A 25,832-nucleotide genomic window follows, 5' to 3' on the forward strand; every position below is an offset into this window, starting at 1 on the left:
TGACCGGCGCAACGCCGATACGGCGCGGGCGCGATGCCTCGGATATGCAGTTGCGGGGCGGTGGCACCATTGAACAGGTGAGCCCTACCAGTCAGTCACCGCATCAGCCGCCCCGGATTCTGGAGCAGTCCCTGAAGCTCCAGAACGTTCTCTACGAAATCCGTGGGCCGGTGCACGCACATGCGGCACGACTGGAGGCCGAGGGCCATCGCATCCTGAAGCTGAACATCGGCAACCCGGCGCCGTTCGGTTTCGACGCCCCCGATGTGATCATGCGCGACATGATCGCCGCGCTGCCGTACGCGCAGGGCTACTCCGAATCCAAGGGCATCCTGCCCGCGCGCCGCGCGATCGTGACCCGGTACGAGCTGGTCCCCGGCTTCCCCGAATTCGACGTGGACGACGTCTACCTGGGCAACGGCGTCTCCGAACTGATCACGATGACGATGCAGGCGTTGCTCGACAGCGGCGACGAGGTGCTCATCCCCGCACCGGACTATCCGCTGTGGACCGCCATGACCAGTCTCGCCGGCGGCACCGCCGTGCACTACCTGTGCGACGAGTCCAACGGCTGGCAGCCGGATGTGGCCGATATCGAATCGAAGATCACCGACAAGACCAAGGCCCTGCTGGTGATCAACCCGAACAACCCCACCGGCGCGGTGTACTCGTCGGAGGTGCTGCAGCAGCTCGTGGACCTCGCTCGTAAACATCAGCTGTTGCTGCTCGCCGACGAGATCTACGACAAGATCCTCTACGACGACACCAAGCACATCTCGCTCGCCAGCCTGGCTCCCGACCTGCTGTGCCTCACCTTCAACGGCCTCTCCAAGGCCTATCGCGTGGCCGGATACCGGTCCGGCTGGCTGGTCATCACCGGCCCCAAGGAACACGCGGCCGGATTCCTCGAGGGCATCGACCTGCTGGCCTCCACCCGGCTGTGTCCGAACGTGCCCGCTCAGCACGCGATTCAGGTGGCGCTCGGCGGCTACCAGAGCATCGAGGATCTGATCCTGCCCGGCGGGCGGCTGCTCGAGCAGCGCGATGTGGCGTGGGAGAAGCTCAATATGATCCCCGGCGTCTCGTGCGTGAAGCCGAAGGGCGCGCTGTACGCGTTCCCGCGGCTGGATCCCGAGGTGCACGACATCCACGACGACGGAAAACTGGTGCTCGACCTGCTGCTTCAGGAGAAGATCCTGATGGTGCAGGGCACCGGCTTCAACTGGCCGCAGCACGATCACCTGCGCATCGTGACGCTGCCGTGGGCCCGGGATCTGGCCGTGGCGATCGAGCGCTTCGGCAATTTCCTCTCCAGCTACCGCCAGTAGGGCCGGGAACATGCCAAAAACAAACCGGGAGTTTGGAAAAGTAGGTTTTTGAAGACTTTACTGGCGCAAACTTCGAACTTTTGTGTACAGTAGTCCTCGGCACTCACAGTGCCCGGCCGAGCCGCCTACCCCCCCTGGGCCGCTCGGCCCTGGATTCGACCGCCTACCCCCCCTGGGCCGTCGGATCCCTTTCGGGCGGCGGAGACATCCCCCTGCTCTCCGCCGCCCGCACTCCCCCGCCTCCCCGCGAATTTCGGCCTGATTCAGGTGCGTGGTTCTGTGCGTTGGCGGCCGGCGGATGGTCGATTGGTTCTGTTAGCCCGTGCCCGGTGAGTTACCCATGTTCTTGCGTGATCAGGTGTGCGGGTGTTCTTTGAGGCTGGGGCGGGCGCGAATCCGGCCAAAGCACGCGGAGACGTAGTACGCGCTGCTGTTGAAAATAAGTTCCTTTAAGCTCCCTGCGGTGAGCGAGCATCATCATCACCATCATGACCATTCCGGGCCCATTGCTATCGGGGCTACGGCGGCTCGGGTGGTGGTGGGGGTGCTCACCGCGATCGGGGTGATCGTCGTGATCGCCATGATCTGGTTGTGGCCCAGTCGGCAGCATGTGGATATTCCGTTGCCGATGCAGAACGGTGGCGGCGGGGCGGTGCAGACCGAGGCCGGGACCGTGGCGATGCAGGATATGGGGCCGTGCGGGAGTCCGTCGAACGGGCGCGCGTTTCCCGATACTCCGCAACCACCGCCGACCAATGCCTACACCTGCCAGCGCAGTCTGGTCTCGATCGAATCGGGGCCGAACAAAGGCAGCCGTACGCTGCTCGAAATCGCGCCGGGGCCGGGACAACCCGATTTGCATGCCGGAGACCACATTCGGCTGGTTCGCCAGGACGACCCGAGCGGAACCACCATCTATTCCTTCGACGACTATTCGCGCGGCATGCCCCTGCTGCTGATCACGCTCGTCTTCGTGGTGGTGATCGTCGCGGTGGCGCGGTGGCGCGGTTTGCGCGCCGTGCTCGGCCTGGTGTTCGCCTTCGGGGTGCTGGTCGTATTCCTGCTGCCCGCACTGCTCGACGGGAAGCCCGCGCTGCCGGTTGCCCTCGTCTCGGGAGCGCTGATTCTCTACGCGGTCCTCTATCTGGCGCACGGCGTCAATCTGCGGACCAGTTCGGCGCTGCTGGGCACACTGAGCGCGATGGTGCTCGCGGCGGTGCTGTCGTGGGTCGCGCTGGAGGTGACGAATCTGACCGGATTGTCCGAGGAGCAGAACACCAACGTCGCCACCTATATCCAGCACGTCAGCATTACCGGCCTGCTGCTCGCGGGCTTCATCATCGGCTCCCTCGGTGTGCTCAACGACGTCACCATCACCCAGGCCTCGGCCGCTTTCGAACTCGCCGCACTCGACGAAGAGGCAACGCGGCGTGAGGTTTTCGCGGCCGCCATGCGCGTCGGCCGCGACCACATCGCCAGCACGGTGTACACCCTGGTCCTGGCCTACGCCGGCGGCGCGCTGCCGCTGCTGCTGATGTTCTCCGTCGCCGGGCGCTCCATCAGCGACGTGCTCACCGGTGATGCGGTGGCCATCGAAATCACCCGATCCGCGGTCGGCGGCATCTGCCTCGCACTGTCGGTGCCCTTGACCACCGCCATCGCGGTCCTGCTGGCCCGCCCCTTCGGGCAACGCGCCGGCTTCGACGACTACGAGCCCGAACCCGAACCCCGCCGTGCCGTTGCCACGGGCCGGCGCCGGGCGGAGAGTGCGGCCGAGACCACCGGCAGCCACCGCCGCGTCGCCGCGCGTGACGAGACCGCAGGAAGTCGGCGCGTGCAGGGCCGGGAGAACAGGGCCGGTCACGACCACATCGACCACCGCGGTGGACCGAATACGGGCAGTCATCGCCGCGTCGAAGGGCGTCCGGCCGAGCCGCCCACCCGTCGCCGCACCGCCCCCTCGCCCGATGCGACCGGGGGCCAACGCCGCGCCGACACCGGCGGCCACCGGCGCATCGACGATCCCCGGGCCGATACGGGCAGTCACCGGCGCATCGATGATCGCCGGACCGATACGGGCAGTCACCGGCGTATCGACGGCCGCACCGGAGAGCCCACCGGCGGCCACCGGCGCGTCCCGTCCGGCCGCCCTCACGACGACCCCCGGCCGAGCTGGCCCACCCGGCCACCGCGACCGGATGCCGAGCCATACCCCCGCAACGATCCCCCGCCGCGCAACCGATCCTCTTGGCCCACAACGGGTTACGGGGATTGATCGACGCGCTTTCGACTACCGGCGGTGAGGGTACCTGCCGCCGCGATCGCCAGCGCTGCTATCACCGCCGTAACAGCCCATCCGAACCAGCTCACCGCGGCCGCACCGAAGGCGGTGCCGGCACTGCCCCCGACGAAATACACGACCATGTAGGCGCTGTTGAACCGGGCGGGTGAGCCCGGGTCGATGGCCAGCACCGTGCTCTGATTGGCGACCTGCGCCGCGAACAGGCCCGCGTCGAACAGACCGAGACAGAGCAGGGCGAGCACCGTATTCGACAGGGCGACAGCGAGTATCACCGCGGCTGTACCGGCGACGACGAGACCCACCAGGATCACACGACGCGCCCCCACCCGATCCGTCCACGCTCCCGCGATGCGCGTCGCGGCGACACCGGCCAGTCCGGCGAACGCGTACAAGCCGATTCGCTCGGACGAGTAGGAGAACGGAGGCTGTGACAAGGCCGCCGCGAGACCGCCCCACACCGTGCAGAAGGCGAAGAACCACAAGGTGCCGCGAAGGGCCGCCGACCCCAGCGACGGACAGCGGGTGAACAGTCCCGGCAGCCCGCGCAGCATCGCCAGATATCCGGAGGCGACCGGCGCGGTTGCGGCGGGCAGCACGACCCGGGTCGCCGCCGCGAGCACCACACACGCCGCCGCGAAGACGAGCAGCATGCCCCGCCAGCCGATGAGGTCGGTGAGCCAACCGCCGACGATTCGCCCGGCCAGGATTCCGGCCGAGATCCCCGCCGTCACGGTTCCCAGCACCGTCGCATGCCGGCTCGGCTCCGCGAAACGCCCTGCCACCGAGCTCATCTGGGCACCCACCGAGGAGGCCGCACCGATCAGGCCGATCACCGGGCCGAGCAACCACATCGCCCCGGCCGCGGCGCCGATCGCCGAGGCCGCGGCGAGCGCGGCGAACTGCAGCGACACCACTGTCCGAGGTGGATACCGGTCCACCAGCGGAACCAGGAGGGCGAGCCCGAGCAGATAGCCGACCGGCCCGCACGCCAGCGCTATCCCCATTTCCGCGACCGACGCGTGCAGCGATCCCGCCACCGCCGCGATCCCCGGCTGCAGTACGTACATGGTCGCGGTGCCGAGCCCGGCCGCCACCGCCATCAGTCCGACGACGGCCGTGCGCAGGACCGGAGCACGGGTGTCGATCAGCAGGTCGTTGTCCATGAACACGACGCTAGGAATCGGTCCCGGCCGGTGCTGGCGCTAATCGGACGCGACCGTCGACGCTTCCCGAGGGAACCGGACGGCCAACTCGTTCAGCGTCGTTCAGTCCGGGAGGAGGCCCATCGCGGTCAGAATTCGGTCCGCATAGCCGGAATCGATGGTCTCCCCACTGACCAGCAGCCGGTAATAGAGGGCGCCGTAGATCAGATCGATGGCAGTGTCGGGGTCGAGACCCGCGGGAAGGCGGCCGGCGGATCGGGCGTCGGCGAGGAGCTCACCCACCTCGGCCCGCCGCCCGGCGATGAACCGATCTCGCAGCGCCGCAGCCAATTCCGGATCGTGCTGCGCGGCGGCGACCAGGGCTACGAAAGGACGTCGCGCGTCGGGATCGCTCATCAAGGTCGCCACGCGGCGGACCGTGGTGCGCAGACGGGTCAGGGCATCCCCCTCGGCGGGGACGCTCATCCGGTCCGCGAAGGCGTCGGTGAACGCATCCATCAGGACGGCCGCCTTGGTGGGCCACCAGCGGTAGATGGTGTTTTTGCTGACTCCGGCGCGGGCGGCGATCTCGTCCACACTCAGGCCCGGCAGGCCGCGGTCGGTCAGCAGGTCGCGGGCCGCCTCCAGCACCGCGCGCCTGGATCGTTCACTGCGCGGCCGGCCCGGACCGCGCGACTGTTTCACCTCGACCATGGCGCAAGTCTAACCTTTTGGATACGATACGAGCAGTATCTTAATTAACCGCAGGTGAGGACATGCGATGGCGACAGACAAGGTGTGGCTGATAACAGGGACCTCCTCCGGATTCGGATTGGCACTGACTCGTGCGATCGCGTCCGCCGGGGGCCGGATCGCGGCGACGGCCCGCGACCCTCAGCGCGCGCAGGCCCTGCGGGAACTGGCGGACGAGCATCCCGGGCGAATCCTGGTGACCCCGCTGGACGTCACCGACGCCGAGCAGTCCCGGCAGGCGATCGCGCGCGCGAAGCAGGCCTTCGGCCGGATCGACGTGGTCGTGAACAACGCCGGCTACGGGGTGTTCGGTGCGCTCGAGGAGATTCCGGACAGCGAAGTGCGCGCGGTATTCGAAACCAATGTGTTCGGATCGCTCAACGTCGTGCGCGCCGCACTGCCGGTATTGCGCGAGCAGAAGGGCGGCCACCTCGTGCAGATCTCGTCGGTAGCCGGTGTGGCCGCGCCGTCGCCGGGCCTGGGCCTTTATGCCGCAACGAAATTCGCCGTCGAGGGCATGAACGAGGGGCTGCTCCGGGAGGTCGCCCATCTCGGCATCGATGTGACCATCGTCGAGCCCGGTATGTTCGGCACCGGTTTCGTTGCGTCGCTGGGGATTACGCCTGTCACGCATCCCGACTACGGCGCCAGTGTCCGAGCGGCCTTCGACCGTTTGTCTACCCTGGACCCGAGCGTCTACGGCGATCCCGACGATGCCGCGCAGCAGATCATCGCGGCCGTCGAATCGCCCACACCGCCGCTGCGGCTACCGATCGGCCGGGACGCGATCACCGCGATCCGCGCCGAACTGACCGCCGAACTCGCCGCCCTCGACGCGCTGGACAGCGCCGCGGCGGCCGGCCGCTGATGCCGCACCGGATCGCGACGCCTCCCCGCGGGTTCGATCGCGGGGTGGCAGGCGCGCACGAATGCCGCTAAGGTCGGTGCGTTCCACCGGCACGGTGCCGGGGGAATCTTCAACGGGGGTGGGCCGCATGGCATTCCGTAAATCGACGATCCAGAAACAGCTGGCCGAGAAGCTGGTCGAATTCGCCCCGCCGGGTGAGCAGATGCAGCTCGCCTTCCAGGCGATCACCGGCCCGAGCCCGTGGGTGGACGACCTGCCCTACGTGCGGTTCGCGATGCTGTTCGTGCGCAAGTACTACTTCGTCGTGCTGACCAATACGTCGGTCGTCATCGTCGAGGCCAACAAGTGGACGGGCCGGCCCGCGAACCTGGTGTGCGCCGAGCATTTCAGCACGGCCATGTTCACGGAGATGAAGATCAACCCGCTGTGGTCGAAGGTGTACTACCGCATGCCGCACACCGGAGCCCCCGAGCGCCTCAACGTGCATCGCCGCTGGCGCGAGGAACTCGACGCACTGGTGTCGCGACTCCCGCAATTGGCCAACCTGGCCGCCTGAGAGCAGATCGGCTCATCGTGATGGCCGGCCGAAGTCTTCGCCGGCCATCACGCCCGGTTGCCGACCACAGCCTCGTCCCGCCCACACCTAGTGCGCGGGGCGGAGTTCCACGCAGCATTCGCCGGCGGTCGGCGCGAGTACCGCTTCGATCGCCTCGGCTTTCAGGCCCGTGAGCACCCCGCGCAGGTAGGCGTGGTTGAGGCCGCAGACCAGGCCGGGGGCTTGGGTGGAGAGGGGGTGGAAGGGGCAGTTGCGCAGGCGTAGGCAGTTCAGCGGGTCGCGGCTGGGTTCGAAGCCCTGGTCGGACAGGATCGCCTGCACCACCGTCAGGGCGCGCTCGACGCCGAGGCGGCCGGGGCGTAGGCGCTCGCGGGCGTTGTGGCCCAAGGCGTTTCCGCGTTCGGCCGCGACTCGTTCGGCGGCGTCGCGGGCCGTTTCGCCGGTACTCTCGGCCAGCACCGCATCCATCAGGATTTCGGCCAGCACTTCGTGGCGGCGTTCGGGGATGTTCACCCGCACCTCGGCGGCGGTGGGCTCGTACACCTTGGGAGCGCGGCCGACCCGGCGCAGGCCGCCGGTCTGTTCGTAACGCGCCTGGAGAAGTCCGGCGGCGACGAGTTTGTCCAGATGGAAGGCCGCCAGCTTCCGCGAGATCCCGACCTGTTCGGCCGCTTCGTCCCGAGTCACGGGCCGCCGGGCGCCGCGAATGAATCTGTACATGCCGCGCCGCAGGTCGTCATCGAGCACCGCGACCGCACCGATCGCCGAATCGCTGGTCATTCGACCACAATAACGCCGAATCCATTGGGTCGAAAGATCGATGGCATCGATTCACATGCGTTGTATTGACCACCGATACAGTTTCGCCAATACTTATTGGCGAAACTGAACCTCGACCGAGGGAGCGTGGAGCCATGGCCGGTGATGTCGCAGCCGGAGATATGGAGCAGGCCAAACAACCCGTCAGCGCCGCACTGGCCGGGCCGTACGGGCATCCGTTCCACCCGATCCTGGTGACGGTGCCGATCGGGGCGTGGGTCGCGAGCCTCGTCTTCGACATCGGCTCCCACATCGTCGACGACCCGCAGTTTCTCGCCCGCGGGGCCGAATGGCTGGTGGCGATCGGCGTGCTCGGCGCGTTGGCCGCCGCCTCGATCGGCTTTCTGGACCTGTTCGCCATCCCGTCCGGCACGCCCGCGTTCCGCACCGGGCTGATCCACATGAGCCTGAACCTGATCATCACCGTCGCCTATGCACTGAACTTCTGGTGGCGGACCGCGGCCGGCACCGATCGCGCGACACCCGTCGGGCCCCTGGTCTTGTCGATCGCATCCCTGCTCGTGCTGGGCATATCCGGATATCTCGGCGGCAAACTCGCCTACCGCTACGGCGTCCGGGTCGCCGGCGAAAGCACCCAGGCCACCGGCTACCGCCGCTGACCTTCCCTTCTCACACTCGGGAGTCATCATGGGCATCGCAGCTCTGATCCTCTGGCTGCTCACCGCGGGCGGAGGGTTCTTCCTGCTGGCCACCTGGATCGCCAAAGGCGATGTGCGACAACCGGGTTCCAGTCATCTGCCGCCGCCGGTGGTCTTCGGGCACTTCCTGCTCGCCGTGGCCGGTCTGGTGGTGTGGATCGTCTATCTCGTGATCGACAACGACGCCTTGGCCTGGGTCGGATTCGGACTACTGGTTCCGGTCGCGCTGCTCGGATTCGTGATGCTGTTGCGCTGGCTGCCCGTCTACCGCGCCCGCACCACCGGGCAGGTGGCCGCACCCGAGGCCGGGGATCCCGCCGAGCGGCATTTCCCGGTGGCGATCGTCGGCGGGCACGGCGTCCTGGCCGTCGCGACTCTCGTACTCGTGCTGCTCACGGCTCTCGGCGTCGGCGGGAGCTAGCTTCGCGCCCTGAGGCGAGCCCGGCGTCAGCCGGCGGGTCGAGCACCGGCCACGGCGAATGCGACCGCCTCGGCCGCATTCGCCGCCCGGTGACTCCCCTCGACGGTCTCGCCCTCCGCATCGAGGATCTGCCATCCGCCGATCGACACCACCGGCACGCCCCCACGTCGATTCGCCAGCGCCAGCTCCGACAGCGTTCCCCAGGAACCGCCCACCACGACCACCGCATCCGCCGACGAGATCAGAATCGCGTTCCGCGCCTCGCCCATATTCGTGTACAGGACGGCGGAGAGTCCGGCACACACACCTGCTCGGCCGGTGTCCGGCCGTACTCCGATCACCAGGCCGCCTTCGGCCGACGCGCCCTCGGCGACCGCCGCCATCACCCCGGTTCCGCCGCCGCACAACACGACCGCGCCGGCCCGAGCCAGCAGCCGGCCGACCTCCCGCGCGGTAGCGGCCTCGGTGTTCGTGCAGTCGCGCGGCCCGCAGACCGCGATCTGGACAGGGGGCATCTCGCACACTCCTCGGACCAGCCGATAGGTGATGATCAGGCTGATCCGGTCGGATGTCACCGCCCGCGATGGGCGTTGAGCGACAGGCCGAGTCCGGCGACGGTGAGGCCCAGCAGACCGAAGACCGGTTGCAGCCAGAAGAACTGGCCGATGATTATCGGCTGCACCGCGACCCAGCCGACCAGCAGCGCACCGCTGCACACCGCCATCGCGGCCGCCCGATGATCGTTTCGAATGACCGCGGCGGCCGTCGCCGCCATCGGAACCGCCACGAGCAGACCGAGGAGCACGGCTGCGAGAACCGGACTGTGCAGGGGCAATCGCGCCTCGACAGCGGCACCGAGGTCGGCACCGCCACCGGCGAGACCGATGGCCCCGGCCGAGGCCCAGAACGCGATGAATGCTGCCACACCCGCCAGCACCGCGCGGGTCAGCCGGATCGTCTTGACCTCGGTGGAAATCGTCATCATTCGACAGTGCCCGGTCGGCCACCGGTTGGGGCAGGGCCGAAGGTCGTTGCTTTGCCAGGCCCTCGGCCGAATCGAGGCGCATCACGGCCCCGGCCTCGTCAGCCCCCGCACCTCGGCGCGTTCCGGGCCTACTGCCGCGGCGGGAACGGTGGCAGCAGCGGCGGAATGGTCGGCACCACGATCGGCGGCAGGCCGGGGACGACGATGGTCGGTGGTCCCGGGGGCGCGGCCGAGGTGGTGGTGGTCGGCGCCTGCCAGTTGGGAGTGGGCGCGGCCACCGAGGCGTTGGTGGCATCGGTGGTCGGCGCGACCGAGGGGTCCGCGGAGGCGCGGGGCGGAGCGTCGGGCACCGAACTGGGGGCTGAGGTGTTGCTCTGGGAATCACCGCGGAGAACCGATTGGCCCCAGCCGAGACCGATCCCGAGCGCCGCGACGACGACCAGCGCACCGACCGCCACCCCGGCCACGCTCAACTCCCGGCGGCGACCGGCATCGACGGCGCCGACCTTGCCGCCGGGTGCGCTCTTGCCGCGCGCCTTGTTGCGTTTGCGGGCGCGTCGCAGCGCATCCTCGGACAACCACACCGGCGCCAATTGCACGGTGTCGTCGGCGGATCCGGGCCCGGGGGCCTGCGGGACGGGTGCGGGTGCGGCCACCTGGGCCGGGCGGGCGAGCAGCGCCGCGCCGCGCACGATCACGGTCTCCGGATCGGCGGGCACCAGCACGGGCATGCCCATCCACCGCTCCAGAATGCGCGCGATCAGCGGGATCCGGGCACACCCACCGATCACGAAGACCGCCTGCACGGCCTGTTCGGAGCGCATCATCACATCGCGGGTCATGCGGGCCGACGATTCGACGGCGAGCATGATCAGCGCTTCGAAGTTCTCCTGCGACAACAGCACCAGGCCGTGCTCGGACGGGACCGCGACCGCCGTGGTGCTCGACAGCTGTTCCTTGGCCTGCCGGCATACGCCGTCCAGGGCCGCCAAACCCTGTGCGGTGGGCGGATGTTCGATCCGGCCGGAAGCGATCTGCTGTTCACGGATCAGCGAATCCAGATAGTCGCCGCTGATGTCGCTGGTGCGCTCGCTGTGGCTCACCTTTCCGGATTCCACGTCGATCACGCTGACCGAGAGTCCGGAACTGCCGAGGTCGTAGAGCGCGACCGTGCGATAACCCTGCAGTTCACCGGTGGCGCGCAGGAATTCCCGCGCCGCCGCGACCTCGGGCACGAGTTCGTAGTTGGTGAGCTGACGGCGGGCGAGGGCGCCCCGCAGCGTGCGCGCGTGTTGTTCGTTGCGATAGGCCAGCGCGGTCGCGGCGATCTCCGGCGCGGAACCGAAGACGGCGCCGACGGTTTCGGCGGCCACATCGTCCATGGACTGCTGTTCGGCGACGGGCATCGCCTGGACGTCGAAGGCGGTGGAGACGAATCGTTCGGCGGAATTACCGGGATGTGGGATCGCGACGCGAATGGCGCCGGCCCCCACCGAAACTCCCAGTACCGAACTCATCTGCCGCCCATCTCGTTTCACGCTTCACGACCGGTACGCCCGACCGCCGCCCCCACGGCCTGCGCTGGGCCGTGCGAGCGAAGCCGGGCCGCTGTGCGGGCCCGATGCTCATGCCGCAGGGCGCCGCCACTCTACCTGGCTCCCGCCACCCTACGACGTGCCGAGTCCCGCGTACACCCATCCCGCGGCGGTCCACTCGGCGCGCTCGAGACAGTTGCGACCGTCGATGATGGAACGCCCGCGCACCACCGGCTCGAGGTCGCGCGGCGAGAGTGCGGTGAACTCGTCCCATTCCGTGAGAACCAGCACCACATCCGCTCGATCACAGGCCTCCGCCACCGAGGTCGCGTAGTTCAGCGTGGGAAACACCCGGCGCGAGTTCTCCAGCGCTTTCGGGTCGTAGACGGTGACCACGGCCCCGTGCAGCTGGATCATTCCGGCCACGTTCAGCGCGGGCGAATCGCGCACATCGTCGGATTCCGGTTTGAAGGCGGCGCCCAGCACCGCCACATTGGCGCCCAGCAGCGAGCCGCCGCACGCCTTGGCCGCCATATCGACCACCTTGGTGCGCCGGCGCATATTGATGTTGTCGACCTCACGCAGGAACGCGACCGCGTGATCGGCGCCGAGTTCCCCCGCGCGGGCCATGAACGCGCGGATGTCCTTGGGCAGGCAGCCGCCGCCGAAGCCGAGCCCGGCGTTGAGAAAGCGCCGGCCGATGCGGGCGTCGTGACCCAGCGCGTCGGCCAGCATCGTGACATCGGCCCCGGTCGCCTCGCAGACCTCGGAGACCGCGTTGATGAACGAGATCTTCGTGGCCAGGAACGCGTTGGCGGACACCTTCACCAATTCCGCGGTGGCCAGGTCGGTGAGCAGGAACGGCACCTGCGCCGCGATCAGGTCGGCGTAGATCTCGCGCACCTGCGCACGCACCCATTCGGCGCGTTCGCGTTCGGCGTCGACACCGAGGACCAGCCGGTCGGGCCGCAGGGTGTCACGCACCGCGAACCCCTCCCGCAGGAATTCCGGATTCCAGGCGACCTCGACGTCGGCGCGGGCGCGGGCCCGCATCCGGCGGCCCAGTTCCGCGGCCGTGCCGACGGGCACCGTCGACTTGCCGATCAGCACCGACGGCCGCTCCAGCAGCGGCGCCAGCGAATCGGCCACGGCATGGACATATTTCAGGTCCGCGCCGTATTCGCCCTTCTTCTGCGGCGTGCCGACACCGAGGAAATGGGCGTCGGCGTGCGCGGCCGCCTCCTCGTAGGAGGTGGTGAAGCGCAGTCGCCCGGCATCGAGATTGCGGCGCAACACCGCCTCCAGACCGGGTTCGTAGAACGGCACGACGCCGTCGGACAATTTGGCCACTTTGCCGGGGTCGATATCCACCCCGAGCACCTCGTGACCGAGCTCGGCCATGCAGGCGGCATGGGTGGCTCCCAGATATCCCGTCCCGAATACCGTCAGACGCATAATCGATTGATACGTGCCGGGTATGGCCGGTCCGCGTCCACGAGGCGAGGGCGCAGGCAACAGTGGGTGTACAGGGAGAAACCGTCGCCGATCAGCGCATTCGCCGACCACCTACCATCGCAGGGTGCGAAAAAGGTGGTGGGTGCGCGGTGCGGTGGGGGTCGTGCTCGTGCTCGCCGTCGCGGTGGCGGCGCTGTGGCCGGTGTACGTGCGCCCGCGGACCGACACCCCGCACGCGGCCGATGCCATCCTGGTGCTCGGCGGAGCCCACGACGGCCGCGAGGAGCTGGCGCTGCGCCTGGCCCACGACGGTTACGCCCCGCAGGTGGTGTTCTCCGATCCGTACGACCACTCCCCGCTGATCAACCGAATCTGTCACGGCGGCTACAGCTTCCGGGTGAGCTGCTTCGATCCCGAGCCGCGCACCACACGCGGTGAGGGACGCGAACTGGCCGCCCGCGCCGCCCGCGAGAACTGGCGGCGCGTGATCGTGGTGACCTTCACGCCGCACATCTCCCGCGCCCGGTATGTGCTCGGCAAGTGCTGGGGCGGTGAGATTCTCCTCGTCGACGCGCATCCGCACATCGGTGCCGCGCGATGGGCCTACCAGTACCTGTATCAGTCCTCGGGGTACATCAAAGCCGCATTCGAGGACTGCTGAACCGGTCCGGCATCCGCGGCGGGGGCCGGACCGCCACCCTATCGCTCGGTACCGGTAAATCCTTGTGCCGCACCGCTTTCCGGAAGCACAGGCCCCGAATAGCCGGCGATACGCACCCGCTCGTCCATGCGATCGCGGATGTGGCGAACGCGTTCGTCCACCGAGGTCCGCGGCGCGTACGCCGACACCGAGAGGGCATACAGCGCGGCCGCGTCGCCGGACTCCGCCCGCCGTTCCTGCAGTGCCACACCGAGGTCCGTGCCGTATCCCAGGTCGACGGCGGCGCGGTCGGCCCGGTAGTCGATGCGGCGCACGACCGGCACGAGCGCGCAGGCCGCCACCTCCGGAGCGATGCGCAGCAGCAGTGCGGCCGGAAGTCCCACGATCACAGTGGTGGCCGCGATCGCCGGGCAGGCGACCAGCACCCGGCTGACCGCACTCCAGCCGATCCCGAAGATCCGGGCCGCCGGTGGCGTCATCCGCCGCGTCAGCCACGCTCCGACCGCGGCCGGACCCGAGAGCAACACCCGCTCCAGCCATACCAACGGCAGATTGAAATATCGGAATACGAACTGGCACAGCGCTACTCGTCCTTCGGACCGATATCCGAGTTCACGGGCCAGCACCGCTTCGAGTTGCCGTGGGGGCGCACCGAGTACGGCGGAGGGGACCGCGATCATCCGCCGGGGCAGCAGCAATTCGCGCTCGCTCTCCCGGATCCACAGCGAGTGCGAGGAGGAGGCGATGCCGGACCGCCGGGCCACCCGCTCCCACGCCGTCGTCAGCGCGTGCCGCTCGGCGGAGGTGGGCGCACGCACCCCGAAACGTGCCGTCAACCACCGCCGCTCGGCGCCCAGGAAGAACACCACCGCGACGAGTACGCACACCGCCAGCCACGCGATGGCGAGGATGCCGAGGGTGCCGAAGCCCATCGCCAAACCGAGCCCGTAGAGCAGCACCGTGAGGATCGCGGCGGTGGGTGCGGCCGCCAGTACCAGCGCCGTCCAGGAGCGGATCCGGTCGGTCGCGGAGGGCCGGATGGCCGCGCCCGCACCGGGGTCGTTCGCCTTCGCTGTCGAGTCAAAGGTCATGCACCACGGTAAAGGGAGAGCGCAAAACCGCACGTCGCGGGGCGTTACACGGCGGTAACCGAGCGGCAAAACGGACACCACACGGGACCTGCACCCTCGAAAGGCCGCGCCGAGCGCGGAAACGATGAGGAGTAGATCGTGGTTGATGTGCAAACCCGTCCGGCGACCGCTGCCGCCGCGACGAAGGAAACCCTCGAGGACTACACGCTGCGCTTCGCGCCCCGCAGCTACCGCAAATGGAGTCCGGCCGTGGTGGGCGTCTCCGCGCTGGGCGGCATCGCCTATCTCGCGGATTTCTCCATCGGCGCGAACATCGGCATCGCGAACGGCACCGGAAACGCGTTGCTGGGCATCGGAATCTTCGCGATCGTCATCATGATCACCGGATTTCCGCTGGCCTACTACGCCGCCCGCTACAACATCGATCTGGATCTGATCACTCGCGGCAGTGGGTTCGGCTACTACGGTTCGGTGATCACCAACCTGGTGTTCGCCTCGTTCACTTTCATCTTCTTCGCCACCGAGGGCTCGATCATGGCGCAGGGCCTGAATCTGGGCCTGCACATTCCACTGTGGCTGGGTTATCTGCTCTCCACGGTGCTGATTTTCCCGCTGGTCGTCTACGGCATGAATACGCTGGCGAAACTGCAGGTGTGGACGACGCCGCTGTGGCTGTTGCTGATGGTGTTGCCGTTCGCGTTTCTGCTGATCCGCCACCCTGATTCGATCGATTCGTTCTTCGCCTACGGCGGTAAGGACGGTGCGGGAGTGAGCCTTTCCGGTGCGCTGCTGGCCGCCGGCGTCTGTCTCTCACTGATCGCCCAGATCGCCGAGCAGATCGATTATCTGCGGTTCATGCCGCCGAAAACCCCGGAGAACGCGCGCAGATGGTGGGGCTGGATGCTGCTGGCGGGGCCGGGCTGGGTGATCTTCGGTGCCGTCAAACAGGTCGTCGGCCTGTTCCTCGCGGTCTATCTGATCGCGAATCTGCCGGGGGCGCAGGACATCGCGAATCAGCCGGTGCATCAGTTCCTGGAAATCTACCGCGATATGGTTCCGTCCTGGCTGGCGATGACGCTCGCGGTGGTGCTGGTGGTCATCTCACAGATCAAAATCAATGTGACCAACGCGTATTCGGGTTCGCTGGCGTGGACCAACTCGTTCACCCGCGTGACGAAGACCTATCCGGGCCGGCTGGTATTCCTCGGCGTGAACCTCGCGATCGCGCTGATCCTGATGGAAGCCAATATGTTCGACTTCCTCAACGACATCCTCGGCTTCTACGCCAACTGCGGTATCGCCTGGATCGTCACCGTCGCAACGGATATCGCGGTCAACAAGTATCTGCTGAAGCTCTCGCCGAAACAGCCCGAATTCCGGCGCGGCATGCTCTACAACTTCAACCCCGTCGGCCTGGTCGGTTTCGGACTGTCGGCGGTGCTGTCGATCATGACATTCTTCGGTGTGTTCGGCGCGGCGTTGAAACCGTATTCGCCGATCGTCGCCGTCGTGATCGCCTTCGTCGCCACCCCGCTCACCGCCGTCCTCACCAAGGGCAAGTACTACCTGCGCCGGGGCGACGACGGAATCGAGCTGGACATGTTCGACGAACACGGCAACCCCTCGGGTGAAACCCTCACCTGCCACGTCACCGGAATGGACTTCGAACGCCCCGACATGATCGCCTCCGCGGTTCCGGGGCCGGAGGGCGAAATCCGATACATCAGCTCACTGGCGCTGTCGACGGACAAGTCGGGCGCGCACGTGCTGCCGCCGGGCTGACCTACCTCGGGTCGGCGACATGAGCGGCGGCCGGTTCGGAATATCAGGACTCCGCGGGCTGCGGAATCGAATCCTGCGGCAGGGGGAAATTCATATACGCCCGCGAGGGCGTGGGCCCGCGCTGACCCTGATATTTCGAGCCGGCCGCCGCGCTGCCGTACGGATGTTCCGAGGGACTGCTCAGGCGGAACAGGCACAGCTGGCCGATCTTCATCCCCGGCCACAGCGTGATCGGCAGATTCGCCACATTCGACAACTCCAGCGTGATGTGACCGCTGAAACCCGGATCGATGAATCCCGCCGTGGAATGGGTGAGCAGCCCGAGGCGCCCCAGACTCGATTTACCCTCCAGGCGGCCGGCCAGATCATCGGGCAGGGTGCAGACCTCGAGCGTGGAGCCGAGGACGAATTCACCCGGATGCAGGACGAACGGCTCGCCTTGATCGGGTTCGACCAGAGTGGTCAGCTCGTCCTGGCGTTGCGCGGGATCGATATGGGTGTAGCGGGTGTTGTTGAACACCCGGAACATTCGATCCAGACGCACATCGATACTCGACGGCTGAACCAATTTCTCGTCGAACGGTTCCAGCCCGAGCCGCCCGGCGGCCAGCTCGGCACGAATGTCGCGATCGGAAAGCAGCACGGCGGTCAGCCTAGTAACCCGTGTTCGCGGGCTCGCAGCCGCACAGCGAGCCGGGACGAAATTCGTCCCATCCGCCGGACCGGTCGACGCGAACTCCTTGTCGCCAACGACGAGATATGCGACCGCCGGGTCGTCCGAGAGAAAGCGATGAACCGATGAGAAGTATGAAGCGCGCCGTTGTCACCGCAGCGCTGGTTTCGACCACGGCCCTGCTGGGAGTGTCGGCCTGTTCTTCCGACGACAACTCCGGGTCGGGATCGACGCCGACCACGATGAACGGTAACGCGACGACCAGCCCCATGATGTCGCCGAGCGGTTCGGCCGCCGATGCCATGGCCGGCCTGGTCGGCCCCGGCTGCAAGGCCTACGCCGAGCAGGTGCCCACGGGCCCGGGGTCGGTCGAGGGGATGGCACAGGATCCGGTGGCGACCGCCGCCTCACACAATCCGATGCTGACCACGCTCACCGCGGCGGTGTCCGGAAAGCTGAATCCTCAGGTCAACCTGGTCGACACCCTGAACGGCGGCCAGTTCACCGTGTTCGCGCCCACCGACGACGCGTTCGCGAAACTGCCGCCGGCCACGGTCGACAGCCTGAAGACCGACAGCGCCACCCTCACCAAGATCCTCACCTACCACGTGGTGCCGGGGCAGATCGCGCCCGACGCCATCGCGGGTGAGCACAAGACGGTCGAGGGCGGCATGGTGAACGTGACCCGATCCGGCGACACGATCAAGGTCAACGACGCGTCGGTCGTCTGCGGAGGTGTGAAGACCGCCAATGCGACGGTCTATCTGATCGATACCGTCCTGATGCCGCCCGCCTGAGTTGTCACGGCTGCCGTCCGCGCTGGTCGGAGAACGTCCTGGTCGGAGAATGTATCGGCGCGGTTCGGTCGATGTAGCGCACCCGGGCGAAAACGTTCCGAAATCCGCACCCATCCGGCACGCTGGTCATGTCGAACCCCTTCCCATGTATGCAGGGACGCGCTCATGACCGGCGATCCGGAGTTCACCTCGATCCGCCTGGCAGACACCTCCGACACCCCGTCGTGTCCGCCGGGTGGAGGCGAGCGAGCGGAAACACAACGTGAGCTCGCTACCCTGCTCGCGGCCGCCGCCACCGGAAACCGCGAGGCGTTCACGCGCTTCTATCGGGCGACCAGCGCGAGGGTGTTCGGTCTGGCCCTGCGCATCCTGCGCAATCACACCGCCGCCGAGGAGGTCACGCAGGAGGTGTACCTGCAGGCCTGGACGGCCGCCGAACGCTACGACCCCGCGCTGGCCAGCCCGATCGGCTGGCTGATGATGCTCACCCATCGGCGTGCCGTGGACCGCGTGCGCCTCGAGGAATCGGCGACGGTGCGCGATCGTGTCTACGGCCACGCCCACCTCGGGCGCGACCACGACACGGTCGCCGAGACGGTCGGTCAGAGACTGGAGGAGCAGGCGGTGCTGCACTGCCTGGACACTCTCACCGCGACCCAGCGGGAGGCGATCGCGCTGGCCTACTACAGCGGACGCACCTATCGAGAAGTCGCCGAACATCTCGATGCGCCACTGCCCACCGTCAAGAGCCGTATCCGGGATGCGCTGAAACGGCTTCAGACCTGCCTCTCGGGGGTGGCCGCCCATGCCTGACACATCCGACCACGAGTTGCTCGACCTGGCCTACCCCTACGCACTGGACGCGGTCGGTGATTCCGAGCGCGACGAGATCGAACAGCGCGTCGCCGATGCCGGACCGGACACGAGCCAGGCCTTCTCGGTGGTGGTTCGCGCGGTCCGCGAGACGATGGGTGCTTTGTCGGTGCTCGATGCGCAGGAGCCCGCGCCGGAATTGGAAGCGCGCATACTCGCCGCACTCGACCGGGCGCGGCCCACCGATCCGTCCGCTGCGGTTCCGCTCACCCGACCGTCCAGGAGGCCTCGGCTACGGTGGCTGGCCGCGGCGGCCGCGGTAGTGGTGGCGGCCGGAATCGGCGGCGGTATCGTCGCCCAGCAATACGCCGGGCAGACCGCGAATCCCCCGATGGCGGAACAGATCATGCGGCAACCGGATGCACACACCGCGAGCGCGCCGCTCAGTACCGGCGGTGTGGTGACGGTGCACGCGTCCACCGAAATGGGTGCGGCCACAGTGGCTTTCGACAGCGTGCCGCCGGCGCCGCAGGGCCATGTGTACCAGCTGTGGGTGGTACCGCCGACCGGTGCGCCACGCTCGGAAGGGGTGATGGACCGCATGCCGAGTGCGTCCGCGCCGATGGTGGCCACTTATTCCGGCGGCGACGCACTGGCCATCACCGTCGAACCCGCGGGCGGCTCCCCGGCCCCGACCACGGCCCCGATCGCCTCCATGTCGATGAGCTGACGATCGGCGCCGTCCGCGCGGACCGGCGTCACGAATTCCTCATCCCACCTGGGAATCGAGGAGATCATGATCGATACGGGTACGCGCGAGCCCACCGCGCACCGCGGCACGCTCGGATTCGCCGCCGCCGCGCTCGCCGGAATACTGGCCGGTGCGGCGGTGCTGGGCATCGGCGAACTCGTGGGTGCGATCCTGGATCCACGCTCCTCGCCGTTCTTCGCCGCCGGGGCGACGGTCGTCGATCACACGCCGCAGCAACTGCGCGAGGAGGCGATCCGGCGGTTCGGCAGTCACGACAAGGACGTGCTGTTCGCCGCCATGGGCGCGGCGATGGTGGTGCTTGCCGCACTGTGCGGTGTGCTCGAACGTCGCCGTCGCATCGGCAGTGCGGTATTCGCCGTTCTGGGTGTCGCGATCATCGCTGCGGCACTGCATCGCCCGAATGCGCAGTGGTGGTTCGCGATTCCGACCGCGGCGGGTGTGGCGGCGGGGCTGATCGTCTTACGGCTACTGCTCCCACACGGCGGCCGACGCGACGAGTTGCGGGGCCGCGAAGGTGCTCGGGACCGCGTCCCGGACCACGGCGATATCCCGAGTGCCACTCGATTGGCCCGGCGGCGTTTTCTGGCGATGGCGGCCGGGGCCGGCGCGATCGCGGTCGGTGCCGCGGCGGCAGGACGATTCGTGGCGCAACGGCTGCGGGACGTGGCCGCGGACCGGGCGCGATTCATCGTGCCCGGAACAGTTTCGGAGGGCGCGCCGATCACCCCGGCCATGACCCGCTCGGTGCCGGGACTTACCGCATTCGTCACGCCCGGCGCCGACTTCTACCGGGTCGACACCGCGCTGCAGGTGCCGGCCGTCAGCAGTACCGAGTGGAGCCTGCGCATCCACGGAATGGTCGACCGCACAGTGGAATTCACGATGGACGAGTTGCGTCGGCGCCCCGCGATCGCGCGCATGATCACGCTGACCTGTGTGTCCAACGAAGTGGGTGGCGATCTCGCGGGCAATGCGGTGTGGACCGGCTACCGGCTGGCCGATCTGCTACACGAGGCGGGTGTGCGTCCGGATGCCGATATGGTGCTGTCCCGCAGCGCCGACGGATTCACCGCCGGGACGCCGATCCAGGCGATGACCGACGGGCGCGACGCCCTGCTCGCCGTCGGCATGAACGGCGCGCCGCTGCCGCTCGAACACGGCTACCCGGCGCGGCTCGTGGTTCCCGGCCTCTACGGCTACGTCTCCGCCACCAAATGGGTGGTCGACCTCGAAGTGACCAGATTCGATCGCGCACAGGCGTATTGGACGACCCGGGGGTGGGCGGACCGGGCTCCGATCAAGACCGCGTCCCGGATCGATGTCCCCGCCGCCTTCGCCACCCTGTCCGCCGGCCCGGTCACAGTCGCCGGAGTCGCCTGGGCTCAGCATCGCGGTATCGCGTCGGTGGAGGTGCGGGTCGACGACGGCCCCTGGCTCGCCGCCGACCTGACCACCGAATACTCCCCCGACACCTGGCGCCAATGGACCTACCGCTGGCAGGCCACCCCGGGCACCCACACCCTGCACGTCCGCGCCACCGACACCACCGGAACCACCCAGCCCGCACAGCGCCGCCCCCCGATGCCGGACGGCGCGACGGGGTGGCATTCCCGGACGGTCGGTGTGCGGTGAGATGTTTCGTGCGCCGTGGGCGGGTAGCCACCCTGTGACACCGACCGACCGACACCGACCGAGTCGGATTCCGTCGTACGAGGAGTGGTGACCGATGACATCGACCAACATCCAGCCGATGAGCGCCTCGGGTCCCGACGCCGAACCGTTCGAGACGGTCGACGCCTATACCGGCGAAACCCTCGCCGAACTGCCCTATCTGGCGACCGAACAACTCGATGCCCTGCTCGAACGTGCGGACGACGCCTGTCGGTCGTGGCGTGCCACGCCGGTCGAGCAGCGTGCGCGGGTGGTGTCCGCCGCAGCCGATCTGATGCGCGAACGCAAGGACGACCTCGCCCGGCTCATCACCCGCGAAATGGGCAAACGCATCTCCGAGAGCGAGTTCGAAGTCGACCTCGCGGCGAGCATCCTGCAGTACTACGGCGAGAACGGCCCGCGCATTCTGGAGCCCACCGCGCTGCCGGCCGAGGAGGGTGAAGCTCAGGTCGTCAACGCACCACTGGGGGTGCTGCTCGGCATCGAGCCGTGGAACTTCCCGCTCTATCAGGTGGTGCGGTTCGCGGCGCCGAATCTGGTGCTGGGCAACACGATTCTGCTCAAGCACGCCAAGATCTGCGCGCTCACCGCGCTCGAACTGCAGAAGATCTTCACCGACGCCGGCGCGCCCGAAGGGGTGTACACCAACGTCTTCCTGCGGATCTCGGACGTCGAGCACGTCCTGGCGCACCCCGCTGTCCAGGGCGTATCCCTCACCGGCAGCGACGCCGCCGGTGCGTCGGTGGCCGAGATCGCCGGGCGGCACGTGAAGAAATGCGTGCTGGAACTCGGCGGCAGCGACCCCTTCATCGTGCTCGACGCCGACGATCTGGACGACACGATCGATGCGGCGACCACCGGCCGGCTGGCGAACACCGGTCAAAGTTGTGTCGCCGCAAAACGTTTCATCGTCCCGGACGAACTGTGCGACCGCTTCGTGGCCGGTCTGGCCGCGCGGTTCGGCGCACTGCGCCCCGGCGACCCGTCGGATCCGGAGACCACACTCGGACCGCTCTCCTCCCCGAAGGCCGCCGACGACCTGCTGGAACAGGTTCGAGATGCCCGCGAGAAGGGCGCCACGGTGGTCACCGGTGGCGGCCGCCCCGACGTACCGGCGCCCGGACGCCGCGACGCGTTCGTCGACGCGACGGTGCTGACCGACGTCACCCCCGAGATGCGCGCCTATTCCGAGGAGCTGTTCGGGCCGGTCGCGGTGGTGTACCGCGTCGGCGACGAACGCGAGGCGATCGAGTTGGCGAACACCTCGAAGTTCGGACTCGGCGCCACGGTGTACAGCAGCGACCCGGACCGCGCGCGGGCGGTGGCCGAGCAGATCGACAGCGGCATGGTGTGGATCAACCACCCGACCTCCTCGCAGGCCGATCTGCCCTTCGGCGGGGTGAAGCAGTCCGGTTTCGGTCGCGAACTGTCCGAACTCGGCATGTTCGGTTTCGCCAATCGCAAGCTGATTCGCTCGCTGCCCCGCAAGACCGCATCCGCCGGTGTCGCGGGCTGACCGTTCGAAGGAGGAGATGCGCATGCGTGCAGCGGTGCTGCGGGAATTCGGTGGTCCGGAAGCACTCACGGTTCGAGACGTCGATACGCCACGTCCCGGCCCGGGTGAGGTGCTGGTGCGAGTCCGGGCGTCGAGCGCGAACCCGGTGGACGGAATCATCCGCCGGGGACTGGCGAATCCGAACTTGGCGCTGCCCGCCGTGATCGGCAGCGATGTCGCCGGAGAGGTGGAACAGGTCGGTGACGGTGTCACCGACGTGGCGGTCGGCGATGCCGTGTACTACACCTCGGAACTGGCCTCGGGTGGGGGCGCCTATGCCCAGTACCACGTGGCGGCCGCCTCGATCGTCGCGCCGAAACCCACGAGTCTGTCGTTCGCGGAGGCCGCCGCGATTCCGCTGGCCGGCGGAACCGCGTGGGAGGCGATCGTGCGCCGGCTCGCCGTGCGGCCGGGACAGACCGTGCTGGTACACGGTGGATCCGGCGGTGTCGGCACGTTCGCGGTGCAGTTCGCCCGCGCGGCCGGCGCCTCGGTGCTGGCCACCGCCGGGGCGGACCATCAGCAGCTGCTGCGGGATCTCGGCGCGACCCCGATCGACTACAAGAGCGAGGACTTCGTCGAGGTGGCCCGCACGCACACCGACGGCACCGGCGTCGACGCGGTGCTCGACACCGTAGGCGGTGAGAATGTCGGCCGGAGCTGCGCGGCCACTCGTGACGGCGGACGCATCGCCACCATCCTCGGACCGGAGGGCCGGCTCGACGATCTCTACCAGCGCAACCAGACGCTCTACGGCATCTTCCTCAGCCGCGAACGCCGCCGGCTCACCGAGATGACCCCGCTGTTCGAGCGCGGACTCGTCCATCCGCGGATCGCGAAGACCATGCCGCTCGACGACATCGTCGCGATCCACGAACGGCTGGACGAGGGGCACAACGCGGGCAAGCTCGTCATCGACGTGCCCTGATACCCCGCCTCAGTTCTGCCGCGGCAGCAGTTCGGTGACGAACCGGTCCACGAATTCCGCCGATATCGCGCCGTCGGCCGGCACCACGACGAATTTGCTCAGACCGGCCGCGAGGTACCCGTCCACCAGCCGGTGCAGGTCCGTCCAGCTCCCGGCGATCACGTCGTTCGGATCGGCACCCGCTCGCTGCGCGCCGATCCGTGCCGCCAGCTGGGCGGGGATGCCGTTCTCCGCGAGCAACAGCGTGATGCCGAAGTGATCGGCTTCGATCTCCCGGCCCGCCGCGGCGGCCGCCGCGTTGATCGCCGACACCCCGGCCGCCGCCTCGGCCGGGGTCACGAAACTCCCGAGCCAGCCGTCGCCGTATCGGCCGATGCGGCGGAAGGCGCCCGCTGCGCGACCACCGAGCCAGATGTCGAGCGGGCGGGCCGGCCGCTTGCCCACCGTCGCCCCGCGAACGGTGAAGTAGTCGCCGTCGAAATCGACATCGTCGGCGCGCAGCACCGCCCGCAGCAGGCGCAGCGATTCGTCGAAGACCGCGCCGCGCGGTCCCGGCACCGGAAACAGGTCCTGTTCGCCGGGCCCCGCCGGTCGCAGTCCGAATACCGGCAGCACCCGCTTCGGAGCCAAGGCCGCCAAGGACGCCAGCTGTTTGGCGACCAGCACAGGATGGCGCCCCGGCAGAATCGCGACCGAGGTGCCGACTTTCAGACGGCTGGTGCGGGCCAGCGCGAACGCCATCCCCACCGTCGGATCCACGGCCGGTGCGAAGACCAGTTCGGAGAACCACAGCGAATCGACCCGCGCGGCCTCGAGCCGATCCACCAGCGCCGCCAGATCTGCCGGATCGGCCGCCGAACCCGTACCCACCCCGAACCGGATCTTCACCTCGCCATTGCTCACAAGCCTGCACAACAGCCGCGTCGGGATCGATATTTCGGCCGAGTCCGGCGCCTTCACCCGCGGCGGGTGATCCGGTTGTGCCCTGCGCGACGGCACAGTCGGTCGGATGAGGACTTCGTCGCGGTCGCGCTGTGCCCGCATGCTGGGCGTGCTCCTCGCGGTATGGGCCGGGGTCTGGTCGGCGCCGTCGGCCGGTGCGCAGGCCGCGCCCGATTCACCGCTGTGCGCCTGGCGGTTCATGTCGAACAGCACGGTGCTCAATGTGGCGTTCCCGGATGCCAACGCCACGTACTGGGTGCTGCCGTATGCGCTCGGTCCGGGCGACTCCATCGAATTGTCGGGCAGCTACCCCGCCGCGCGCTACTTCTCGCTCAATACCTACGGCACGAGCTTCGATACCGTGGATACGTTGCGGGACAACCAGATTGCCCCCGATCCGGGCAGTGCCAATCCGTTCGCCGCACCGACGGCAGCGCCGGAAACGCAGCGGCGCTGGCACGCTCGACTGGTCACCGGAGCAGCAGACCACGGCCGCAACGAAATTCGGGCGTTGCCCGCCGCGCAGAACGCGCCCATCGGATTCCTGATCATCCGGGTCTATGTGCCGACCGACCCGACTTCGGCCGGCGGTGGGGTACCACTGCCCGATGCGACGCTGACCGTCGCCGGCGCGACCGTCACCAGGCAACCGTGCAGCCGGGTCTTCGACCCCAGCGCCTATCCCGGCCCCCTCGCCCAGGCCGCGACCGCCGGATTCGACCAGGTCATCGCCGGGGCGGCGGCGGGCGCGTTCCCGGGCAACGTGCCCGAGGCCACGTTCGTGAATCCGGCGAGCACCTCGGGGCTGTTCCCGAACGGCGACAACAAATACCTCGGGGCGGGACTCACCTATCAGCCGGGCCGCCTGGTCGTGGTGCGCGGTAAGGCGCCGAATTTTCCGGATTCGCGAGCCGGACAGCCTCCGACCGACCCGGCTCAGCAGGTCCGATATTGGTCGATGTGCCAGAACGACCTGGTGACGCCCTATCCGGTCGTGGCCTGCGCGGCCGACTTCCAGACCCGGCTCGACGCCGACGGCTACTACACCTACGTCGTCGCGGCGCCGGAAGACCTACCGGCACAGATGGATTCGAGTGTCACCGTGCTGCCCTGGGGCAGCACGCAGGTGGCGAAGAAGGTTCTCTTCCTGCGGAACATGCTGCCGAGCGAGAGCTTCTACCCGCAGTCGATCCAGGCTTCGCAGGATCGCGGCGGCGATCCGGCCACCACGATGGGCCCCTATTACCCGGTGGCCACCTACTGCACCACCGCCGTATTCGCCGCCACGGGAGCGGCCGGATGCTTCGGAGCGGGCCGCTGAATC

General features: G+C 68.3%; 24 protein-coding genes and 1 pseudogene. 15 read left to right on the forward strand and 10 right to left on the reverse strand.

Features of this window, described 5'->3' with window-relative positions:
- Nucleotides 1–68: 68 nt before the first annotated feature.
- Both A5789_RS17875 and A5789_RS17880 read left to right on the forward strand, forming a co-directional pair.
- Complete coding sequence (locus A5789_RS17875) at nt 69–1,328, forward strand: aminotransferase class I/II-fold pyridoxal phosphate-dependent enzyme (RefSeq protein ID WP_036523778.1); 1,260 nt, start codon at nt 69–71, stop codon at nt 1,326–1,328.
- 463 nt (nt 1,329–1,791) lie between these two features.
- Nucleotides 1,792–3,015, forward strand: a pseudogene (locus A5789_RS17880) (YibE/F family protein); the annotation flags it as partial.
- Nucleotides 3,016–3,590: 575 nt separating this feature from the next.
- Here A5789_RS17880 and A5789_RS17885 read toward each other — a convergent pair.
- Nucleotides 3,591–4,793, reverse strand: coding sequence for an MFS transporter (locus A5789_RS17885; RefSeq protein ID WP_064907136.1), 1,203 nt, complete (start codon nt 4,791–4,793; stop codon nt 3,591–3,593).
- 102 nt (nt 4,794–4,895) lie between these two features.
- Nucleotides 4,896–5,486 (reverse strand): TetR/AcrR family transcriptional regulator, encoded by a 591-nt coding sequence (locus tag A5789_RS17890; protein ID WP_063011361.1) that lies wholly within the window; start codon nt 5,484–5,486, stop codon nt 4,896–4,898.
- 67 nt (nt 5,487–5,553) lie between these two features.
- On the opposite strand from A5789_RS17890, the gene A5789_RS17895 reads away from it, so the two are divergent.
- Nucleotides 5,554–6,393, forward strand: coding sequence for an SDR family oxidoreductase (locus A5789_RS17895; RefSeq protein WP_063910697.1), 840 nt, complete (start codon nt 5,554–5,556; stop codon nt 6,391–6,393).
- 127 nt (nt 6,394–6,520) lie between these two features.
- Complete coding sequence (locus A5789_RS17900) at nt 6,521–6,949, forward strand: hypothetical protein (RefSeq protein WP_064907133.1); 429 nt, start codon at nt 6,521–6,523, stop codon at nt 6,947–6,949.
- Between the two features lie 87 nt (nt 6,950–7,036).
- On the opposite strand, the gene A5789_RS17905 is transcribed toward A5789_RS17900, so the two are convergent.
- On the reverse strand, nt 7,037–7,729 hold the full coding sequence (locus A5789_RS17905) for a metalloregulator ArsR/SmtB family transcription factor (protein WP_030514302.1): 693 nt from the start codon (nt 7,727–7,729) through the stop codon (nt 7,037–7,039).
- Nucleotides 7,730–7,863: 134 nt separating this feature from the next.
- Between A5789_RS17905 and A5789_RS17910 the strand changes: the two genes are divergently transcribed.
- Nucleotides 7,864–8,388, forward strand: a complete 525-nt coding sequence (locus tag A5789_RS17910; RefSeq protein ID WP_030514301.1) for a DUF2231 domain-containing protein — start codon at nt 7,864–7,866, stop codon at nt 8,386–8,388.
- A 28-nt stretch (nt 8,389–8,416) separates the two neighbouring features.
- On the forward strand, nt 8,417–8,848 hold the full coding sequence (locus A5789_RS17915) for a hypothetical protein (RefSeq protein WP_064907132.1): 432 nt from the start codon (nt 8,417–8,419) through the stop codon (nt 8,846–8,848).
- Between the two features lie 26 nt (nt 8,849–8,874).
- Here A5789_RS17915 and A5789_RS17920 read toward each other — a convergent pair whose 3' ends face one another.
- The 4 genes from A5789_RS17920 to A5789_RS17935 all read right to left on the reverse strand — a co-directional run bounded on the left by A5789_RS17920 (nt 8,875) and on the right by A5789_RS17935 (nt 12,823).
- A complete protein-coding gene (locus tag A5789_RS17920) occupies nt 8,875–9,423 on the reverse strand; it encodes an LOG family protein (protein WP_227463075.1) in 549 nt (182 codons plus the stop codon).
- The gene (locus A5789_RS17925) at nt 9,420–9,830 is read right to left on the reverse strand and encodes a hypothetical protein (RefSeq protein ID WP_063011367.1); all 411 of its coding nucleotides are present in this window, start codon (nt 9,828–9,830) and stop codon (nt 9,420–9,422) included. Before A5789_RS17925 ends, A5789_RS17920 begins: the two co-directional genes overlap by 4 nt.
- A 131-nt stretch (nt 9,831–9,961) precedes the next feature.
- The gene (locus tag A5789_RS17930; protein ID WP_064907130.1) at nt 9,962–11,350 is read right to left on the reverse strand and encodes an Hsp70 family protein; all 1,389 of its coding nucleotides are present in this window, start codon (nt 11,348–11,350) and stop codon (nt 9,962–9,964) included.
- 150 nt (nt 11,351–11,500) lie between these two features.
- Nucleotides 11,501–12,823 carry a UDP-glucose/GDP-mannose dehydrogenase family protein gene (locus A5789_RS17935; RefSeq protein WP_064907129.1) on the reverse strand — a complete coding sequence of 441 codons (1,323 nt, stop codon included), beginning with the start codon at nt 12,821–12,823 and terminating at the stop codon, nt 11,501–11,503.
- 124 nt (nt 12,824–12,947) lie between these two features.
- Here A5789_RS17935 and A5789_RS17940 point away from each other — a divergent pair, with 124 nt between their 5' ends.
- Nucleotides 12,948–13,484, forward strand: a complete 537-nt coding sequence (locus A5789_RS17940) for a YdcF family protein (protein WP_063011369.1) — start codon at nt 12,948–12,950, stop codon at nt 13,482–13,484.
- A gap of 38 nt (nt 13,485–13,522) precedes the next feature.
- Here the strand turns inward: A5789_RS17940 and A5789_RS17945 are convergent, their stop codons facing one another.
- Nucleotides 13,523–14,575 (reverse strand): hypothetical protein, encoded by a 1,053-nt coding sequence (locus tag A5789_RS17945; protein WP_063011371.1) that lies wholly within the window; start codon nt 14,573–14,575, stop codon nt 13,523–13,525.
- A 138-nt stretch (nt 14,576–14,713) separates the two neighbouring features.
- Here A5789_RS17945 and A5789_RS17950 point away from each other — a divergent pair, with 138 nt between their 5' ends.
- On the forward strand, nt 14,714–16,357 hold the full coding sequence (locus A5789_RS17950; protein ID WP_227463076.1) for a cytosine permease: 1,644 nt from the start codon (nt 14,714–14,716) through the stop codon (nt 16,355–16,357).
- Between the two features lie 43 nt (nt 16,358–16,400).
- Here the strand turns inward: A5789_RS17950 and dcd are convergent, their stop codons facing one another.
- Nucleotides 16,401–17,000 carry a dCTP deaminase gene (gene dcd / locus A5789_RS17955; RefSeq protein ID WP_030514292.1) on the reverse strand — a complete coding sequence of 200 codons (600 nt, stop codon included), beginning with the start codon at nt 16,998–17,000 and terminating at the stop codon, nt 16,401–16,403.
- Nucleotides 17,001–17,155: 155 nt separating this feature from the next.
- Here dcd and A5789_RS17960 point away from each other — a divergent pair, with 155 nt between their 5' ends.
- The 6 genes from A5789_RS17960 to A5789_RS17985 all read left to right on the forward strand — a co-directional run bounded on the left by A5789_RS17960 (nt 17,156) and on the right by A5789_RS17985 (nt 23,566).
- Entirely contained in the window at nt 17,156–17,827 is a 672-nt protein-coding gene (locus A5789_RS17960; protein ID WP_063011377.1) for a fasciclin domain-containing protein, read from the forward strand.
- 165 nt (nt 17,828–17,992) lie between these two features.
- A complete protein-coding gene (sigK, locus tag A5789_RS17965) occupies nt 17,993–18,640 on the forward strand; it encodes an ECF RNA polymerase sigma factor SigK (RefSeq protein WP_063011379.1) in 648 nt (215 codons plus the stop codon).
- Nucleotides 18,633–19,370 carry an anti-sigma factor domain-containing protein gene (locus A5789_RS17970; RefSeq protein ID WP_063011381.1) on the forward strand — a complete coding sequence of 246 codons (738 nt, stop codon included), beginning with the start codon at nt 18,633–18,635 and terminating at the stop codon, nt 19,368–19,370. Before sigK ends, A5789_RS17970 begins: the two co-directional genes overlap by 8 nt.
- A 66-nt stretch (nt 19,371–19,436) precedes the next feature.
- The gene (locus A5789_RS17975) at nt 19,437–21,044 is read left to right on the forward strand and encodes a molybdopterin-dependent oxidoreductase (protein ID WP_064907127.1); all 1,608 of its coding nucleotides are present in this window, start codon (nt 19,437–19,439) and stop codon (nt 21,042–21,044) included.
- Nucleotides 21,045–21,138: 94 nt separating this feature from the next.
- Nucleotides 21,139–22,599 carry an NAD-dependent succinate-semialdehyde dehydrogenase gene (locus A5789_RS17980; RefSeq protein WP_155525849.1) on the forward strand — a complete coding sequence of 487 codons (1,461 nt, stop codon included), beginning with the start codon at nt 21,139–21,141 and terminating at the stop codon, nt 22,597–22,599.
- Between the two features lie 22 nt (nt 22,600–22,621).
- Nucleotides 22,622–23,566, forward strand: a complete 945-nt coding sequence (locus A5789_RS17985; RefSeq protein WP_063011440.1) for a zinc-binding dehydrogenase — start codon at nt 22,622–22,624, stop codon at nt 23,564–23,566.
- Between the two features lie 9 nt (nt 23,567–23,575).
- On the opposite strand, the gene A5789_RS17990 is transcribed toward A5789_RS17985, so the two are convergent.
- A complete protein-coding gene (locus tag A5789_RS17990) occupies nt 23,576–24,454 on the reverse strand; it encodes a TIGR03854 family LLM class F420-dependent oxidoreductase (RefSeq protein ID WP_064907134.1) in 879 nt (292 codons plus the stop codon).
- A gap of 121 nt (nt 24,455–24,575) precedes the next feature.
- Between A5789_RS17990 and A5789_RS17995 the strand changes: the two genes are divergently transcribed.
- Entirely contained in the window at nt 24,576–25,829 is a 1,254-nt protein-coding gene (locus A5789_RS17995) for a hypothetical protein (protein WP_369817607.1), read from the forward strand.
- Nucleotides 25,830–25,832: the final 3 nt, after the last annotated feature.

Origin of the sequence: Nocardia sp. 852002-51101_SCH5132738 (genome assembly GCF_001665695.1) — a bacterium.
GTDB lineage: Bacteria > Actinomycetota > Actinomycetes > Mycobacteriales > Mycobacteriaceae > Nocardia > Nocardia nova.

What these genes read in the sequence shown, in the direction of transcription:
- A5789_RS17980 (WP_155525849.1), top strand. Translation starts at nt 21,139, where the DNA reads ATGACATCGACCAACATCCAGCCGATGAGCGCCTCGGGTCCCGACGCC.
- A5789_RS17985 (WP_063011440.1), top strand. Translation starts at nt 22,622, where the DNA reads ATGCGTGCAGCGGTGCTGCGGGAATTCGGTGGTCCGGAAGCACTCACG.
- A5789_RS17915 (WP_064907132.1), top strand. Translation starts at nt 8,417, where the DNA reads ATGGGCATCGCAGCTCTGATCCTCTGGCTGCTCACCGCGGGCGGAGGG.
- A5789_RS17925 (WP_063011367.1), bottom strand. Translation starts at nt 9,830, where the DNA reads ATGACGATTTCCACCGAGGTCAAGACGATCCGGCTGACCCGCGCGGTG.
- sigK (WP_063011379.1), top strand. Translation starts at nt 17,993, where the DNA reads ATGACCGGCGATCCGGAGTTCACCTCGATCCGCCTGGCAGACACCTCC.
- A5789_RS17975 (WP_064907127.1), top strand. Translation starts at nt 19,437, where the DNA reads ATGATCGATACGGGTACGCGCGAGCCCACCGCGCACCGCGGCACGCTC.
- A5789_RS17895 (WP_063910697.1), top strand. Translation starts at nt 5,554, where the DNA reads ATGGCGACAGACAAGGTGTGGCTGATAACAGGGACCTCCTCCGGATTC.
- A5789_RS17890 (WP_063011361.1), bottom strand. Translation starts at nt 5,486, where the DNA reads ATGGTCGAGGTGAAACAGTCGCGCGGTCCGGGCCGGCCGCGCAGTGAA.
- A5789_RS17885 (WP_064907136.1), bottom strand. Translation starts at nt 4,793, where the DNA reads ATGGACAACGACCTGCTGATCGACACCCGTGCTCCGGTCCTGCGCACG.
- A5789_RS17995 (WP_369817607.1), top strand. Translation starts at nt 24,576, where the DNA reads ATGAGGACTTCGTCGCGGTCGCGCTGTGCCCGCATGCTGGGCGTGCTC.
- A5789_RS17900 (WP_064907133.1), top strand. Translation starts at nt 6,521, where the DNA reads ATGGCATTCCGTAAATCGACGATCCAGAAACAGCTGGCCGAGAAGCTG.
- A5789_RS17945 (WP_063011371.1), bottom strand. Translation starts at nt 14,575, where the DNA reads ATGACCTTTGACTCGACAGCGAAGGCGAACGACCCCGGTGCGGGCGCG.
- A5789_RS17960 (WP_063011377.1), top strand. Translation starts at nt 17,156, where the DNA reads ATGAGAAGTATGAAGCGCGCCGTTGTCACCGCAGCGCTGGTTTCGACC.
- A5789_RS17935 (WP_064907129.1), bottom strand. Translation starts at nt 12,823, where the DNA reads ATGCGTCTGACGGTATTCGGGACGGGATATCTGGGAGCCACCCATGCC.
- A5789_RS17910 (WP_030514301.1), top strand. Translation starts at nt 7,864, where the DNA reads ATGGCCGGTGATGTCGCAGCCGGAGATATGGAGCAGGCCAAACAACCC.
- A5789_RS17930 (WP_064907130.1), bottom strand. Translation starts at nt 11,350, where the DNA reads ATGAGTTCGGTACTGGGAGTTTCGGTGGGGGCCGGCGCCATTCGCGTC.
- A5789_RS17905 (WP_030514302.1), bottom strand. Translation starts at nt 7,729, where the DNA reads ATGACCAGCGATTCGGCGATCGGTGCGGTCGCGGTGCTCGATGACGAC.
- A5789_RS17970 (WP_063011381.1), top strand. Translation starts at nt 18,633, where the DNA reads ATGCCTGACACATCCGACCACGAGTTGCTCGACCTGGCCTACCCCTAC.